At 40.8% G+C, this 17,416-nt stretch carries 14 protein-coding genes; all 14 read left to right on the forward strand.

The annotated features are described in order from the left end of the window. Positions 1-25: 25 nt before the first annotated feature. The 14 genes from pgsA (at position 26) to cotE (ending at position 17,292) form a co-directional block, all read left to right on the forward strand. A complete protein-coding gene (gene pgsA, locus MKZ05_RS08375; RefSeq protein WP_003211136.1) occupies positions 26-607 on the forward strand; it encodes a CDP-diacylglycerol--glycerol-3-phosphate 3-phosphatidyltransferase in 582 nt (193 codons plus the stop codon). 16 nt (positions 608-623) lie between these two features. Further along, the gene (locus MKZ05_RS08380) at positions 624-1,874 is read left to right on the forward strand and encodes a competence/damage-inducible protein A (RefSeq protein ID WP_339162387.1); all 1,251 of its coding nucleotides are present in this window, start codon (positions 624-626) and stop codon (positions 1,872-1,874) included. 176 nt (positions 1,875-2,050) lie between these two features. Then, complete coding sequence (gene recA / locus MKZ05_RS08385) at positions 2,051-3,088, forward strand: recombinase RecA (protein WP_050944976.1); 1,038 nt, start codon at positions 2,051-2,053, stop codon at positions 3,086-3,088. Positions 3,089-3,229: 141 nt separating this feature from the next. Beyond that, positions 3,230-4,405 (forward strand): serine hydrolase domain-containing protein, encoded by a 1,176-nt coding sequence (locus tag MKZ05_RS08390; protein ID WP_137054611.1) that lies wholly within the window; start codon positions 3,230-3,232, stop codon positions 4,403-4,405. 233 nt (positions 4,406-4,638) lie between these two features. Further along, positions 4,639-6,201, forward strand: coding sequence for a ribonuclease Y (gene rny / locus MKZ05_RS08395; protein WP_003211958.1), 1,563 nt, complete (start codon positions 4,639-4,641; stop codon positions 6,199-6,201). Positions 6,202-6,289: 88 nt separating this feature from the next. Beyond that, the gene (locus MKZ05_RS08400) at positions 6,290-7,084 is read left to right on the forward strand and encodes a TIGR00282 family metallophosphoesterase (RefSeq protein WP_003212177.1); all 795 of its coding nucleotides are present in this window, start codon (positions 6,290-6,292) and stop codon (positions 7,082-7,084) included. A gap of 201 nt (positions 7,085-7,285) precedes the next feature. Next, on the forward strand, positions 7,286-7,546 hold the full coding sequence (gene spoVS, locus MKZ05_RS08405) for a stage V sporulation protein SpoVS (RefSeq protein WP_003211281.1): 261 nt from the start codon (positions 7,286-7,288) through the stop codon (positions 7,544-7,546). A gap of 202 nt (positions 7,547-7,748) precedes the next feature. Beyond that, positions 7,749-10,793 (forward strand): efflux RND transporter permease subunit, encoded by a 3,045-nt coding sequence (locus MKZ05_RS08410; protein WP_339162155.1) that lies wholly within the window; start codon positions 7,749-7,751, stop codon positions 10,791-10,793. Positions 10,794-10,969: 176 nt separating this feature from the next. Beyond that, complete coding sequence (gene tdh / locus MKZ05_RS08415) at positions 10,970-12,034, forward strand: L-threonine 3-dehydrogenase (RefSeq protein ID WP_106035501.1); 1,065 nt, start codon at positions 10,970-10,972, stop codon at positions 12,032-12,034. After that, positions 12,031-13,212: a glycine C-acetyltransferase gene (locus MKZ05_RS08420; protein WP_284906553.1), complete on the forward strand. Its 1,182-nt coding sequence runs from the start codon at positions 12,031-12,033 to the stop codon at positions 13,210-13,212. Before tdh ends, MKZ05_RS08420 begins: the two co-directional genes overlap by 4 nt. A gap of 109 nt (positions 13,213-13,321) precedes the next feature. Beyond that, the gene (locus MKZ05_RS08425; protein ID WP_335364959.1) at positions 13,322-14,428 is read left to right on the forward strand and encodes a DUF3578 domain-containing protein; all 1,107 of its coding nucleotides are present in this window, start codon (positions 13,322-13,324) and stop codon (positions 14,426-14,428) included. 90 nt (positions 14,429-14,518) lie between these two features. Continuing rightward, on the forward strand, positions 14,519-16,045 hold the full coding sequence (gene miaB / locus MKZ05_RS08430) for a tRNA (N6-isopentenyl adenosine(37)-C2)-methylthiotransferase MiaB (RefSeq protein WP_012010025.1): 1,527 nt from the start codon (positions 14,519-14,521) through the stop codon (positions 16,043-16,045). A 1-nt stretch (position 16,046) separates the two neighbouring features. After that, positions 16,047-16,481, forward strand: a complete 435-nt coding sequence (locus tag MKZ05_RS08435; RefSeq protein WP_339162162.1) for a RicAFT regulatory complex protein RicA family protein — start codon at positions 16,047-16,049, stop codon at positions 16,479-16,481. 265 nt (positions 16,482-16,746) lie between these two features. Next, a complete protein-coding gene (gene cotE, locus MKZ05_RS08440) occupies positions 16,747-17,292 on the forward strand; it encodes an outer spore coat protein CotE (protein ID WP_003212450.1) in 546 nt (181 codons plus the stop codon). Positions 17,293-17,416: the final 124 nt, after the last annotated feature.

Consider the following 17,416-nt stretch of genomic DNA (forward strand, 5'->3'; position numbering starts at 1 on the left):
ATGGCTTATTGGAGGATTGAAATTCATGTTTAACTTACCGAATAAAATAACTCTTTCTAGGATCGCCTTGATCCCTGTTTTTATGATTATTATGCTTGCACCTTTAGATTGGGGCGTTGCGCGTTTTGGTCACGTCAGCATCGAAGTGACACATCTTGTTGGAGCAATCCTGTTTATTGTTGCTTCGACAACGGACTGGATTGATGGGTACTATGCGCGTAAACTGAACTTAGTGACGAATTTTGGTAAATTTTTAGATCCGCTTGCAGATAAATTGCTTGTTTCAGCTGCTTTAATTATACTTGTTCAGTACAACCTCACGCCGGCATGGATGGCGATTGTGATCATTAGCCGTGAATTTGCTGTAACTGGTCTAAGGCTTGTACTAGCCGGAGGCGGTGAAGTGGTAGCAGCTAATATGCTTGGAAAAGTGAAAACATGGGCGCAAATCATTGCGATTTCAGCTCTTCTATTGCATAACCTGCCGTTCGAACTTGTATCATTCCCGTTTGGTGACCTTGCGATGTGGGTAGCAGTGTTCTTCACTGTTGTGTCAGGCTGGGATTACTTTGTGAAAAACTGGGAAGCTTTAAAGAATGCTAACTAAAAAGGACGTGTACGCTTTGAAGTCAGAGAGAAAAGCAGAAATTATTGCAGTCGGTTCCGAACTATTGCTAGGGCAAATTACGAATACGAATGCACAATTCATCAGCAAACAGCTGGCTGAAATTGGTGTGAATGTTTATTACCATACAGCAGTTGGTGACAATCCAGAGCGTTTAAAAAGGGCCATTCAAGTGGCGCAGGAAAGATCGAATTTTATTATCTTCTCAGGTGGTCTTGGACCAACGAAAGATGATTTAACAAAAGAAACTATCGCGAGTACGCTTGGAAAAGAGCTCGTGCTAAATGAAGAAGCATTTGAATCCATTCAAGAATACTTTCGAAAGACTGGACGAGACATGTCACCGAATAACCGGAAGCAGGCACTCGTCCTAGAAGGATCTGATGTGCTCGTGAACCGGTTTGGAATGGCTCCAGGTATGTTTATTCAAGAAAACGATACGTTTTATATGCTTCTTCCTGGTCCGCCAAGTGAACTGCATCCAATGTTTGAGAACGAGGCGAAGCCGCTGATATGTGAGAAACTGGATTTGAAGGAAAAAATCGTGTCTGTTGTTCTTCGCTTTTTCGGAATCGGTGAATCACAGCTTGAAACAGACCTAGAAGATTTAATTGATGCTCAAACCAACCCAACGATTGCACCTCTCGCATCTGACGGTGAAGTGACACTTAGGCTCACGGCTAAGCATAAGGATGAAAAAGAAACGGAGCGTCTGTTAAAAGAGACGGAAGCGAAAATTTTAGCGCGTGTAGGAGAGTACTTCTACGGGTATGGTGATACATCACTTGTCCGTGAAGCCTCCAAGGCTCTGCACGAACACGGGAAAACAGTGGCAGCGGCTGAGAGCCTGACAGGCGGAATGTTTTCTGAATGGCTGACAGACCTTGAAGGTGCATCGTCGATTTTAAGCGGCAGTATCGTTTGTTATACAAACCAAGTCAAACAGCAGGTGCTTGGCTGCCGTGAGGAAACATTGTCTTCTCATGGTGCTGTTAGCAAAGAGTGTGCTTTAGAGCTTGCTGAAGGTGCTAGAAAGCTTACGGGAAGTGATATTGGCATTAGCTTTACGGGTGTAGCAGGCCCTGATACCCACGAGGGACAGCCTGTCGGAAAAGTGTTCATCGGGCTATCTACGAAAGACCATACAGACGTGTTTGAATGGATGTTTACAGGAAGCCGGTCGGGCATTCGAAAGCGCGCTGTGAAATACGGACTGCATCACTTGCTCAATTTATTAAAAGAAAGTTAATTTTGTTTTTTGTTAGGTTTACTCCTTTATAAAAGAGTGTTTTTTCTAATAGAAATCACTCTTTTCTTAAAAATCTGCCAAGAAAAAATCGAATATGTGTTCGTTTTTTTCTTGGCAAATGACGTGAAACAAGGTATAGTATAGATAGTGGAATTGATAAAGGAGGAAACAATAGAATGAGTGATCGTCAAGCAGCCTTAGATATGGCTCTTAAACAAATAGAAAAACAGTTTGGTAAAGGCTCTATTATGAAACTAGGAGAGCGAACAGATACACGTATTTCAACAGTACCGAGTGGTTCGTTAGCACTTGATACTGCACTAGGAATAGGTGGATATCCTCGTGGCCGTATTATTGAAGTATATGGTCCAGAGAGTTCTGGTAAAACGACAGTAGCACTTCATGCCATTGCCGAGGTTCAGCAGCAGGGAGGACAAGCTGCATTTATTGATGCAGAGCATGCGCTCGATCCAGTTTACGCTCAAAAACTAGGTGTCAATATTGATGAGTTGTTACTTTCTCAGCCTGATACAGGAGAACAAGCACTTGAAATTGCAGAAGCTCTTGTCCGCAGTGGTGCAGTTGACATTGTTGTTATTGACTCAGTAGCTGCTCTTGTACCAAAAGCAGAGATTGAAGGAGACATGGGTGATTCACACGTTGGTCTACAAGCACGTTTGATGTCCCAAGCACTTCGTAAACTATCTGGTGCCATTAATAAATCAAAAACCATTGCCATCTTTATTAACCAAATTCGTGAAAAAGTTGGGGTCATGTTCGGTAACCCTGAAACAACGCCAGGTGGACGTGCGCTGAAGTTCTATTCATCTGTTCGTTTAGAAGTGCGCCGTGCTGAACAGCTGAAGCAGGGCAATGACATTATGGGGAATAAAACGAGAATTAAAGTAGTGAAAAACAAAGTAGCACCGCCATTCCGTATTGCAGAAGTAGACATTATGTACGGTGAAGGAATTTCAAAAGAGGGCGAAATCATCGACCTTGGAAGCGAACTAGATATCGTACAAAAGAGCGGTGCTTGGTATTCTTACCAAGAGGAACGTCTTGGACAAGGCCGCGAAAATGCGAAACAGTTCCTGAAAGAAAACAAAGATATCATGCTAATGATTCAGGAGCAAATTCGCGAACATTACGGCTTGGATAATAACGGAGTAGCGCAGCAGGAAGCTGAAGAGGCGCTAGAAGAATTAGAATAAAAATAAAATCAGTATGAAATGATACAAAAGGCTGGGTGAAAAAACTCAGCCTTTTTTATTTTGCAAAAAACTTTCGACAACTTTTTCAGTACTTCATCCGTCTAAAATATAAAATGGGATTTATTTTGGGAGGAAAAGGTAATGACAAGCCCAACCCGCAGTAGAACTGCAAAACGCAGACAGAGAAAACCAAATCAGAGGGGAAAACTTGTGCTTGTTTTTTTAGCAGCGATGATTTACTTAACGATGTGGAATGTGCTTCATCGAAATAGTGAAGAGAACAACCCGTTTCAACAAACTGCAGCAGCTTCAAGTACTAGCCAGAAAAAAGAAGTCAAAAAGAAAACCGTCAAAAAATCAGAGGAACAAATCAAAACAGTGGACCGCAATCAAAATATCAGCAGCTATTTAAATGAGATCGGTTTCAGCGGAACAGCCATGATGGTTAAAAATGGAGAAATCGTAACAAATAAAGGTTTTGGTTATGCAGACCGTAAACAAAAAATTCAAAATAATCCATTGACATCTTTTTATGTCGGTTCGTCACAAAAAGCGCTGATAGCAACCGCTATTTTGCAGCTTGAGGAAAAGGGGAAACTTCAGACAAGTGATCCGGTAAGCATGTATTTACCTCATTTCCCTAACGGACAAAAGATTACCTTGAAAAATCTGCTTACACATACATCGGGAATAAACGGACATATTGAAGGAAACGGCGCAATTACTCCGGACAATTTAATAAAAGATATAGAACGTCAGGGAATTAATCGTCAGCCGGGCGTGTGGGAATACAAGGATTCCAACTATTCTGTTCTTGCTTATATTGTTGCTAAAGTAAGCGGTGAGTCCTATGAACAATATATAACGAATCATATTTTTAAACCGGCAGGAATGACGCATGCAGGTTTTTACAAAACATATGAAAAAAACCCTTATCCTGCTGTAGGGTATAAACTGAAAGGCGGCAGAATGATTACACCGTATATGCCTGATCTATCTCAGCTGTATGGTGCTGGAGATATTTATATGAGTGCTATAGATATGTGCAAATTTGACCAAGCACTGATAGACGGCAAACTGTATTCGCAGAAGAGCTATAAAAAGATGTTTACGCCAGGAAGTAGCTCCACATACGGAATGGGATTTTATGTTGCTCCCGGCAGCTATTCAAACCATGGTGTCATGCCGGGTTTCAACATTTTGAACAGCTTTAGCAAATCTGGACAAACCATTGTTGTATTGTTGTCAAACATTCAAAATAACACGAAACTGGGCCAAGTGAACAATATAATATATCAGCTGCTGAATCAAGAATAATTCTGATCTGCTTTTGCAAACGTTAAGATAGCAAGCTTGACAAGTATTTCCGACACAATTACAATGGAAATGTATCACTTGTTTTTCTTAACATGATTGATAACTAATTTAAACTTGACAAGGGCAGTGAGGATCTCATTCCCTGTGAAGGCCCTGTATGTTGAGACACAAAACAATGTACATGCCGACACTTTATTTGTAAAACCAAGTTCATAGCAAGAGGAGGTGAAAATATGTCGCCTACGATGTTTACGATCATCTCCATTTTGCTGAGCCTAATCTGTTTAGTTGTTGGCTACTTTGTTCGTAAAACCATTGCAGAAGCAAAAATATCCGGCGCAAGAAACATGGCCGAACAAATTGTTGAGGATGCAAAGCGTGATGCGGAAGCATTGAAGAAAGAAGCGCTCTTGGAAGCGAAAGATGAAATTCATTCCTTTCGTGTAGAGGCGGAGCAAGAAGTTCGTGAAAGACGTAATGAGCTTCAAAGACAAGAAAACCGTTTACTTCAAAAAGAGGAAAATCTTGATCGCAAAGATGAATCTTTAGATAAACGGGAGTCCCTGTTGGAGAAGAGAGATCATTCTCTGAATGAACGACAACAACATATTGAAGAGATGGAAAGCAAAGTGGATGATATGATTCGTTTGCAGAAAGCCGAGTTGGAACGTATTTCAAGTTTAACTCGAGATGAAGCGAAACAAATCATTCTGGATCAAGTTGAAAATGAGCTTTCCCACGACATTGCAGTCATGACGAAAGAATCTGAAAACCGAGCGAAAGAAGAGGCTGATAAAAAGGCGAAAAATATTCTTTCACTTGCGTTACAGCGTTGTGCAGCTGATCATGTAGCTGAAACGACGGTATCTGTAGTCAATCTTCCAAATGATGAGATGAAAGGTCGTATTATCGGACGTGAAGGACGAAATATCCGTACGTTAGAAACGTTAACAGGTATTGACTTGATCATAGATGATACACCTGAAGCTGTTATCCTATCGGGCTTTGATCCGATTAGACGTGAAACAGCGAGGATAGCTCTGGACAAGCTAGTCCAGGATGGCCGCATTCATCCTGCACGAATTGAAGAAATGGTGGAAAAATCACGCCGTGAAGTCGATGATTATATCCGTGAGATGGGTGAGCAAACGACATTCGAAGTCGGAGTTCACGGTCTGCATCCGGATCTCATCAAGATTCTCGGTCGCTTAAAATTCCGTACAAGTTATGGACAAAATGTCCTGAAGCATTCAATTGAGGTTGCACATCTTGCAGGTCTCATGGCTTCAGAGCTTGGAGAAGATGCAAAGCTTGCAAAACGAGCAGGTCTTCTGCATGACATTGGAAAAGCCATTGATCATGAAGTAGAAGGAAGCCACGTAGAAATTGGCGTTGAGCTTGCGACGAAATATAAAGAGCATCCTGTTGTCATCAACAGTATTGCCTCTCACCACGGTGACCAAGAACCGACATCTATTATCGCTGTTCTTGTTGCGGCAGCAGACGCATTATCTGCAGCACGCCCTGGTGCAAGAAGTGAGACGCTTGAAAATTACATTCGGAGACTTGAGAAATTAGAAGATATCTCTGAATCTTATGAAGGTGTTGAAAAATCGTTTGCGATACAGGCTGGACGTGAAGTACGTATTATGGTGAAGCCGGATTCAATTAATGATCTTGAAGCTCACCGTCTAGCAAGGGATATTCGTAAGCGGATTGAGGACGAGCTCGATTACCCTGGTCACATTAAAGTGACGGTCATTCGAGAAACTCGCGCAGTAGAGTATGCAAAATAGAGCGGTGCGCTTAGCGCCGCTTTATTTTTTTGTGTAAATATGCAACACTGATAAGAAGTCAATTTATAAGAGAAAGGGTTCAAAGCGCATGAAAATATTATTTGTTGGAGATATTGTCGGTTCACCTGGACGAGACACACTGAAAGAATACTTGCCAAAGCTAAAGAAGAAATATCAGCCCCACTTTACCATTGTCAATGGAGAAAATGCTGCTCATGGAAAAGGGATCACTGAAAAAATCTATCATGAACTGCTGCAAGCAGGAGCTGACGTGCTCACAATGGGCAACCATACATGGGATAAAAGAGACATTTTTGATTTCATTGATGACGCAGCCAACATGGTTCGTCCGGCGAACTTCCCAGAAGGTACACCTGGTAAAGGTCTGACGTTTATCAAAAAACAAGGGAAAGAATTAGCCGTCATCAACCTGCAAGGACGTACTTTTTTACCCCCACTTGACTGCCCATTTCAAAAAGTAGACGAGTTAATTGCGGAAGCATCTAAACGTACACCGTTCATTTTTATTGATTTTCATGGTGAAGCCACAAGTGAAAAGCTAGCGATGGGCTGGTATACAGACGGCCGTGCATCATGTGTCGTTGGAACGCATACACATGTTCAAACAGCAGATAACCGCGTTTTGCCAAAAGGAACTGCGTATATTTCAGATGTGGGAATGACAGGACCTTATGATGGCATTTTAGGTGTTGATCGGGAGACGATTATTAAACGATTCAAAACGAGTCTTCCAGTCCGTTTTGAGATTGCGGAAGGACGCACGACATTAAGTGCAGTAATCGTAGAAATTGACGAACAGTCGAAAAAAGCTGTCAAAATTGATCGAATTTTGATAAATGATGACCATATTTTCTTTGAATAAATGTTCACATATTTATTTCAGAAAAATATTAATCAGAAAGAAGGAATATGCGCCCTCTATCGTGAATATAGTAAAAATGGTAGGTAGCCTGCTATTTTTGAAAAACATTTTGGGGATGGATTTTCAAAAAATAGCATCATCTAACAAAGATTGTTCTAATGAACACTCACTTATCCATTGTAAATTTAAGGGGGAGCAGAAATGGAAATTTTAAAAGTTTCAGCAAAGTCAAATCCGAATTCAGTAGCAGGAGCATTAGCAGGCGTTTTACGTGAACGCGGTGCAGCGGAAATACAAGCAATCGGCGCTGGAGCGCTGAATCAGGCGGTCAAGGCTGTAGCCATAGCAAGGGGATTTGTTGCACCAAGTGGAGTGGATTTGATATGCATTCCAGCCTTTACTGACATTCTTATCGATGGAGAAGAAAGAACAGCCATCAAATTGATTGTTGAGCCACGATAATTCTAATTTTATTATTTTCAACCTGCTTACATCATGTAAGCAGGTTGTTTTTGTTTACCACTATACATTTCTTATATAACATATTCAGTTCATGAAATAGATAAAAATGACATATTAGAGCTTGCATTTTTTCACCATGATGATAAATTAAGATTAAGTTAAAAATACTTCATCAAAAATAAATATTTAAGTAGGTGAAATAATGGTTGAAGCTTTTTTGAAAAGAGGAAAGCTTGTTTTCATTTTATTTTTTATTGTTCTCATTGCTGGCGGCTATTTATTTACACAGCTTCCTAAGCGAGAACTGCCAGAATTTCAAGCGAATATCGTCACGATTTCCACCGTGTTCCCAGGTGCGGATGCAAAACAGGTGGAAAGTGATGTAACCAATAAGCTCGAATCAGCCATATCTGATATCAATGGTGTAGAGAAAACGAGCTCTGTTTCTGCCATTGGGTTTTCAAATATTGTGCTTGAAATTGATGATCAAGCCGACTTTCAAAAGGTGGCAAGTCAAATTAAGAACGAAACCACAAGTGCTGCGGCGTCCTTTCCTGATGGAGTGATGGAGCCTGATGTAAAGGATGAGTTTGGCAGCGTGCCGGTTGGTTCTTATATGGCTGTGGCAAGTCAATCAGCAGACTTAGCAAAAAGTCAGGAATCGCTGCGTGCGTTGAAGGAAAAGGTTGAGGACATCAATGGGGTAGACAGTGTCGTCATCAAAGGATTCAATGACAAACAAGCGGTATTAAACTTAGATTCAAGTAAACTGGAGGATGAAGGGTTAAGTGTAACGGATGTCACAAATGCCATCAATCAGGAATTTGACACATCTCCACTAGGCGACATTCGGACAGGCGGCGAGAAGGTTAAGCTGTCCATCGATGCCTACGACCGTTTGAATCAAGTGAAAAAGCTTGAGCTTTTCTCCAAAACGAACCGTGAACCGGTCACAATCAGTCAGCTTGGCAGCTTAAAAGAAGTAGAAAAAGAGAAAAGTGACATTGTGTCGTATAACGGAAAGCCTGCCTATTCATTTACAGTCAATATCAAACCAGGGCTTGATATTCCTAAAATGTATGACAAAGTCAGTGATGTTATTGAGAAAGAGAAGCAGCTTCCAAGTGGTGTCGAGTGGGTAAACTACTATTCACAAAAAAGTGAAGTGGATGCCATTTTTAATGATTTGATAAAAGAAGCCATTGTTGCGGTCATCGCTGTTATTGTTGTCACCACACTTGGTCTGACCATTGGCGGTGCGTTCATCGTTTCACTTGCCATCCCATTATCAATCACAATCGGAACGATTCCGCTGCCATTTTTACAAGTGGACCTCAATCAGATATCGATTATCGGATTTATCATTGCCCTAGGAATACTTGTCGATGATGCCATTGTCGTCAACGATAATATTTTAAGGCAGATGAAAAAATATGAAAGTCCGCTGAAAGGAACGATTGCAGGGGTCAAAGAAGTTGCAGGGTCTATTTTGACCTCAACACTTGCGGTTGTGTTTGCTTTCTTGCCACTTGTTTTCCTATCAGGTGCAAACGGTTCATTTATACGAGCATTACCGTCTGTCCTCGTAACGACTGTACTTGCGTCTATGGTAATTTCTCTGACACTAGTGCCAGTCTATCAATATACTGTGAACCGAAAAAGACAGAACAAGAAAATTCAAAAAGAGCCAGGATTCCTAGGCAAACCGTTAAAAAAATTAGCTGATTTTTATGCAGACCGTGTGCTGACGAACATTGTGAAGCGTCCGCTGCTTATTGGCTTAAGTGGTTTGCTTGTTGCAACGCTTGCCTTTTTACTAATTTTCGTCACACCATTTGAATTTTTCCCTGCAGCGAATAAGAAAGAAGTGGTTGTCACTGTCACACTTCCAAGTGAAACAACATTAGACAAAACAAATGAAACATTAGAGAAAATAGAACAAGAGATGAAACAGCAGAAAGGCATTGAAGAGACGGCGATCTTTGCAGGCGGCGGTGTACCGAACCTGTTTAATGAAAGTATCTCAAATGCAAGTGATCATACTGGTCAGGTTGTCGTGAGAGTAGACAATGATCAGATGACGAGTAAACAATTGATCGATCGTATGACAGAGCCATTGCGTAAGAAATTTAAAGATGCTGATATCTTTATGAAAACCATTGTTCAAGGACCTCCAACTGGTGCACCTGTGACAGTAACCATTGCGGGTGACTCTTTTGCAAAGCTCATTGATGTCAAAGAAACGCTCACAAGTGAAATGAAAGAAAAAGGAGCGAGCTTGATCACTGACGATGTCAATCAGCCGGTAAAAACGATCTCCTTTGAACTAAACCGTGACCGAATGGCAGAGGATGGCCTCAGCGCTCAGCTTGTCAGCAGACAGCTCGGTCTTGTGACAGAAGGCATGCCATTAGGCAGCTTTAAACAAGGAACAAAAGATATCGATTTAGTGGTCAAACAGGATGTAGGTACACATCAAAATGGATTAAAGCTAAAAGAAATAAAAGTGCCTGTCAATTCAAATGAAGGCGGTATGCCTTCACTCGAGCCACTTAGCCGATATGTAAAAGAAAAAGAAACAGAGCAGTACGAAAGCATTCCACATGAAAATGGAATTCCGACCATTACGCTGAAGGCGTACCCTGGCACGTCAGAGTCGTTTAAAGACGACATGAAAGAAGTCGTCGATCAAGTAGGAAAAACAGATGCAGCGAAGGATCTAGCTATTTCTCAAGGCGGAGAAAATGAAGATCAAACCAAGTTCTTTATTGAAATTAGTCTCTTATTTGGGGTTGTCTTGCTTCTCATTTATGTGACCATCGCTTTCCAGTTCAATTCATTGATGCTTCCACTATTAGTTCTAGGAACGGTTTACTTAGCGATATCTGGAGCTGTTATCGGACTATTTGTCACACAAACGCCGTTCAGCTTTATGGCAACAATGGGAATTGTCTCATTAGCTGGTATCGTGGTCCGAAATGCGGTTGTCTTGTTCGAATTTATTGAGCAGCGGCGTAAGCAGGGATTCGATCAACAGACAGCTGTCATTGAAGCGGGAAGAGCAAGGATTAGGCCAATTTTACTAACAGCATTTACGGCACTTGTTGCCCTAATGCCTGTAGCATTAAGTAATGATCCGCTCTTTAAGCCGCTGGCAATCTGCATTGTATCGGGTGTCTTTTTCTCAACAATTTTGACACTATTAATTGTGCCAGCCTTATATATTGCCGTTTCAAAAAGACGGTGAATCAAAAAGTAAATCTCCTTTTCTACGGGGATTTGCTTTTTTTTTTTTAGAAAATATTCAAAAAAATATGTGGAGTGTCCATTTGTCTTTTTGCAGTAGACAATGGTATTTACGACGATAATAAGACGTGTTAAAATCTCATTGGGAGAAGTTTTTTAACAAAGGGGTTGTACGTCATGTGTGGAACGATGAAAGCAATTGTTAAAAAAGAAAGCGCTTACGGAGCGGTGCTGATGGAGATGCCGATTCCAGAAATCAATGATCACGAAGTATTGATTCAGGTGAAAGCCACTTCGATATGCGGAACAGACGTGCATATTTACAATTGGGATGACTGGGCAAAGGGAAGAGTTAAAGCGCCCTACATTTTTGGACATGAATTTACAGGGGAAGTTGTCAAGACGGGGAAACAAGTCTCACGTGCAAAAGTAGGGGATTTTGTATCGGCAGAGACACATGTTGTATGTAATCAGTGCTCTATGTGTTTAACAGGTCAACAGCACTTGTGCAATGAAACGAAAATTTTAGGAGTAGACATTGACGGCTGTTTTGCTGAATATGTCAAAGTACCTGAACAAAATGTGTGGCACAATCCAGCTCAAATGCCAGTAGAGCTTGCGTCTATTCAAGAGCCGCTTGGCAATGCGGTTCATACAGTGCTGCACACACCTGTTTCAGGTAAGTCAGTGGCGATTTTTGGCTGCGGACCAATCGGTTTAATGGCGATCGCCGTCGCGAAAGCTTCCGGTGCTGTCCAAGTGTTTGCTGTCGATCAAAACGAATACAGGCTGAATCTTGCCCGGGAAATGGGAGCAGACCATATCGTGGATATTGGAAAAGATGATCCTGTTGAGGTGATTAAGCAGTTCACGCGGATGGAGGGGGCAGATGTGATATGCGAGATGTCAGGACATCCAGTTGCCATTAATCAAGCTCTCGAAGCTTGTGCAAATGGAGGGAAAATCAATATACTAAGCTTGCCAGAACGACCAGTGACAATTGACATTACGAATCAAATTGTTTTTAGGGGATTAACCGTGCAAGGGATCACGGGGAGAAAAATGTTTGAAACGTGGCGTCAAGTATCTGAGTTATTAAGAACAAATACCATCGATGTCAAGCCAGTTGTCACCCATACACTACCATTTGAACAGTTCGAAAAGGGATTTGAACTCATGAGAAATGGGATGTGCGGAAAGGTCGTACTGATGATGCCATCAAATCAAAGGGGGAAGAAATGATGAAAGAATTCACGTATTTACAAGATGAACTGGAAACAATGAAGCAGCAAGGCACTCACCAAACATTGAAAGAGATTGACTCAAAACAATCATCCACTGTGACATTAAATGAACAACCTGTCATACAGCTCTCCTCAAATAACTACTTAGGCCTCACCTCACATCCAAGGCTGATGAAAGCGGCAAAAGAGGCCATTGATCAATTCGGTGCTGGTACGGGGTCGGTACGAACGATCGCTGGCACAATGACGATGCACGAACGTCTTGAAAAAAAGCTCGCTGCATTTAAAAAGACCGAGGCAGCCCTTGTATTCCAATCAGGCTTTACGACCAATCAAGGGGTCTTATCAAGTATCCTGACAAAAGATGATATTGTGATTTCAGATGAACTGAATCATGCCTCAATCATTGACGGCATTCGGTTAACAAAAGCAGATAAAAAAGTATATGGTCATTCCAATATGGAAGAGCTTGAGAAAATTTTAAAGAAATCTATGAATTACCGCGTTCGTCTCATCGTCACAGACGGTGTGTTCTCGATGGATGGAGATATTGCGCCACTTCCTGAGATTGTCAGGCTCGCAGAAGCATATGATGCATTTGTGATGGTAGACGATGCACATGCCTCGGGCGTGCTTGGTGAAAATGGCCGCGGGACAGTCAACCATTTTAAACTCGACGGCAGAGTGCATATTCAGGTTGGGACACTTAGTAAGGCTGTCGGAGTGCTCGGCGGCTATGTAGCGGGATCAGCCGTTTTAATTGATTATTTAAAGCATAAAGCAAGACCGTTTTTATTCAGCACCTCACATCCGCCAGCTGTGACTAGAGCGTGTGAAGAAGCGATTGAAGTGCTGATAGACGAACCAGAGCGAATTAGCACGCTCTGGGAAAACGCCGCCTATTTCAAAGAAAAAGTCGTCAGCCTTGGATTTCAAGTTGCTCCGACAGAAACACCAATTATTCCAATCATGATTGGAGACGAAGCTCTTACGTTCCGCTTTTCAAAGGCTTTAATAGACCGAGGCGTGTTTGCCCAGGGCATCGCTTTCCCAACTGTAGCAAAAGGAAAAGCGAGAATTAGAGCCATCATCACAGCAGAGCACACAAAAGAAGAACTGGACCGTGCACTGACGATCATCGAAGAAGAAGCAAAAAAACTGAACATACTTGATTGAGAGAGCGCAGGCTCTCTTTTTTGCACTATTCTTTCCATATTTCATCAAATCTACCGTTTGTTATGTATAATGTATGTAAAAAGATCTATTGAGGTAAGTGGTGAGACAAATGTTATTTAATAAAGAAAATTTTTATGAACAATTTTTAGATTATAAGAACAAAGGGAGAACAGATAAGAATCACCCTTTTCACAACATGTTTAATAAAGAAATCCCAAACAACATTCGTTATGAATTAGAAAAACGTTATATGAGGAATTTGGATAGGATCGATATTAAAGCATCTACAGGAAATGGAAAAGTTGCAGAATGTTTTTGGATTGCACTTTTAGACAGGAGATTAACGACAAATCCTAATTCCCAAAAAACAACGACACAAAAAGGAATATTTATTGTTATTTTATTTGCTGAGAACGGGGAAGATTTTTATTTAACAATTGAAACTGGAACTGAAAATTTATCTTTATCTGAAATTAAAGAAGAGGCAGCTATTTGGAGGAAGAGGCTACAGCCGGAATTAAAGCACCATAAAAGACTAGAGGGCTTTCATATAGGTGATTTTCATTTGGGTAAATCATTAAGACCTAAAAAATACGTGGCAAGCTCATTGGTTTTTAAAAAGTATAATATTGATCATTTTGACCATCACCAATTAATACAAGATATCAATTCTTTAAATGAGTTTTTTTATGATTTTGTTTACGAAGTATATTTGGATCAGGACCTTACTCCAAAAGTGAAAGATCAGAACAAATTTAAAAGAAAAAGAATCATTCATAGAGATGTTTATAAACAATTAAGAGAAGAAAGAGCAAAGCAAAACGAAGAGACAGGTAGAATAGCAGAGAAATTTGTTTATCGTAAGGAAGTAGAGCAATTAAAAGCAGTGGGTCGGGAACAATTAGCGGAAGCTGTCGATTGGGTGGCTGAGACGGAAGATGGTCATGGATTTGATATCAAATCTTATTACCCCGATGGAAAAGAGAAGCTCATAGAAGTAAAAGGATCTAAACTGACTCACCAAGACTTTCCATTCTTCTTATCTGAACAAGAAAGAATGGTAGCAGAAGAGGAAAAAGAATCATATGTGATTACTTTAGTTGAGAGTGTCGGGACACAGCATATGAAGATTGTCAAAGAAATACAAAACCCTTTAGGTAAAGACGATCTACATCTGAAACCTACTCAATATTCATGCAAAATTCGTGTGGATTGAAAAGTAGTGGCACGTATGAATTTATTTTCAATTCATCACAAAATAGTCTATACTGTAGGGTGGAGCTTGGTTTGAAAGGAGTACAAATTCATGAATGAAGAGCAGAGAAAAGCGAGCGGACAAGTAAGTTCATCGGACAAAAAATCCGAGAAGGACTATAGCCAGTATTTTGAAGCTGTGTACATTCCGCCTTCCTTAAAAGATGCAAAAAAACGGGGTAAAGAAGAAGTCGAATACAATCAATTTCAAATTGACGAGCGTTTTCAAGGGTTAGGAAACGGGCGCAAGTTTTATATTCGCACATATGGCTGTCAAATGAATGAGCATGACACAGAAGTGATGGCTGGTATTTTTATGGCGCTTGGTTATGAACCGACAAACTCAACGGAGGATGCAAATGTCATCTTATTAAACACTTGTGCAATTCGTGAGAATGCGGAAAATAAAGTGTTCGGAGAGCTTGGTCATTTAAAAGCATTAAAGCGTGAAAAGCCAGATTTAATTTTAGGTGTCTGCGGATGTATGTCTCAAGAGGAATCTGTCGTCAACCGTATTTTGAAGAAACATCCATTTGTTGATTTGATTTTCGGTACACACAACATTCACCGCCTGCCAGAGCTGTTATCTGAATGCTATCTTTCAAAAGAAATGGTCATCGAGGTTTGGTCAAAAGAAGGCGATGTCATTGAAAACCTTCCGAGAGCCCGCCAAGGAAAAATTAAGGGCTGGGTGAATATTATGTACGGTTGTGATAAATTCTGTACATACTGTATCGTCCCTTACACACGCGGTAAAGAAAGAAGCCGCCGCCCTGATGAAATTATTCAAGAGGTCAGACGTTTAGCGGCAGAAGGATATAAGGAAATTACCCTTCTTGGTCAAAACGTGAATGCGTACGGAAAAGATTTTGAAGACATGGAATATGGTCTTGGACACTTGATGGATGAGCTACGTAAAATCGATATTCCGCGTATCCGTTTTACAACAAGCCACCCGCGTGACTTTGACGATCACTTAATTGAAGTGCTTGCTAAGGGTGGGAACCTTCTCGATCATATTCATTTGCCAGTTCAATCAGGCAGTTCTTCTGTCTTGAAGCTTATGGCGAGAAAATATGACCGTGAGCGTTACCTTGATCTTGTGCGCAAAATCAAAGAAGCGATGCCAAATGCTTCATTAACAACGGATATTATTGTTGGGTTCCCAAATGAGACAGATGAGCAGTTTGAAGAAACACTTTCCCTCTATCGCGAGGTTGAGTTTGACGCTGCTTATACGTTCATTTACTCTCCAAGAGAAGGAACACCAGCAGCGAAAATGCAAGACAACGTGCCAATGCATGTGAAAAAAGAACGTCTGCAGCGCCTGAATGCCCTCGTGAATGAAATTTCTGCGAAAAAAATGAAGGAATATGAAGGGCAGACTGTCGAAGTATTAGTAGAGGGTGAAAGTAAAAACAACCCTGAAATCCTAGCCGGATATACAAGTAAAAGCAAGCTTGTGAATTTTAAAGCACCAAAAGAAGCGATTGGCAACATCGTCAAAGTGAAAATCACACAAGCCAAAACTTGGTCTCTTGACGGAGAAATGGTTGGAGAAGCTATCGAGGTGAATTAAAATGACGCTTTATTCAAAAAAAGAGATTGTCGAGCGCGCAAGAGAGCTCGCTAAAATGATTTCTGAAACAAAAGAAGTTGATTTCTTCAAGAAAGCAGAAGCGCAAATCAATGAAAATACAAAAATTTCAACGATTATTAACCAAATTAAGGCGCTTCAAAAACAAGCTGTGAATTTAAAGCATTACGGCAAACATGAAGCCTTAAAGCAAGTGGAAGAAAAAATCGATGCCCTGCAAGAAGAACTGGATGAAATCCCAGTGATTCAAGAATTCAAAGAATCACAAGTGGAAGTCAATTCCCTGCTTCAGCTCGTAGCGCATACGATTTCTAATCAAGTAACAGATGAAATCATTCTTTCAACCGGCGGTGACCTCTTATTAGGAGAAACCGGTTCAAAAGTGAAAAACTCATCACCAAGTTGCTCCATTAAATGAGAAAACCCCGCAAATGCGGGGTTTTTTGTTTTGCTATCATCATTTTTTGAAAGAACAAAAATCACACTTCCCATTCTACTTCTTGTTTCGTCACCCCAAAATCTCTCACTCTCCAACTTTTCCAATTTTCAAGGCAAGTTTATGGGCGACCATGCATACACTGAAACAGAAATGAATTTAATTGAACATGAAGTTCAAAATCGTGACACACTAGACGAATGCCCAGCATAAGATAAAACGATCAAGAACAAGGAGGCATGCCGGAATGTCTGAATACAGAGAAATTATTACAAAAGCGGTGGTTGCAAAAGGGAGGAAATTCACCCAAAGCACACACACCATTTCTCCATCGCAAAAACCAACCAGCATCCTAGGTGGTTGGATCATTAATCATAAGTATGATGCTGAAAAGGTCGGTAAAACTGTTGAGATTGAAGGAACCTTTGATATTAACGTATGGTATTCTTACGCTGATAACACAAAAACAGAAGTCGTCACAGAACGGGTGAAATATGTAGACATCATCAAACTGAGATATAAAGATAAAAATTTCCTTGATGATGAGCACGAAGTGATTGCAAAAGTGCTGCAGCAGCCGAATTGTCTAGAAGTGACCATTTCTCCAAACGGCAATAAAATTATCGTTCAGGCAGAGCGGGAATTCATTGCTGAAGTGGTAGGAGAAACAAAAATTGTTGTAGAGGTCAATTCAAGCTGGAAAGAAAAAGATGATCATGAGTGGGAAGAAGAGGTGGATGAGGAGTTAGAGGATATTCATCCAGAATTCCTAGCGGGTGATCCAGAAGAGTAATTGATGACTAGGGCGCATATCCCCCTAGTTTTTTTGTGTCCTATCTAGGAGAAAAAAGGTGATTTTTTATGCTATAATGAAAGATGGTATGAATTCGAATGTAATATAGTGAGGGATTAGAAAT

Source organism: Bacillus sp. FSL M8-0277 (genome assembly GCF_037975305.1).
Taxonomy (GTDB): domain Bacteria; phylum Bacillota; class Bacilli; order Bacillales; family Bacillaceae; genus Bacillus; species Bacillus pumilus.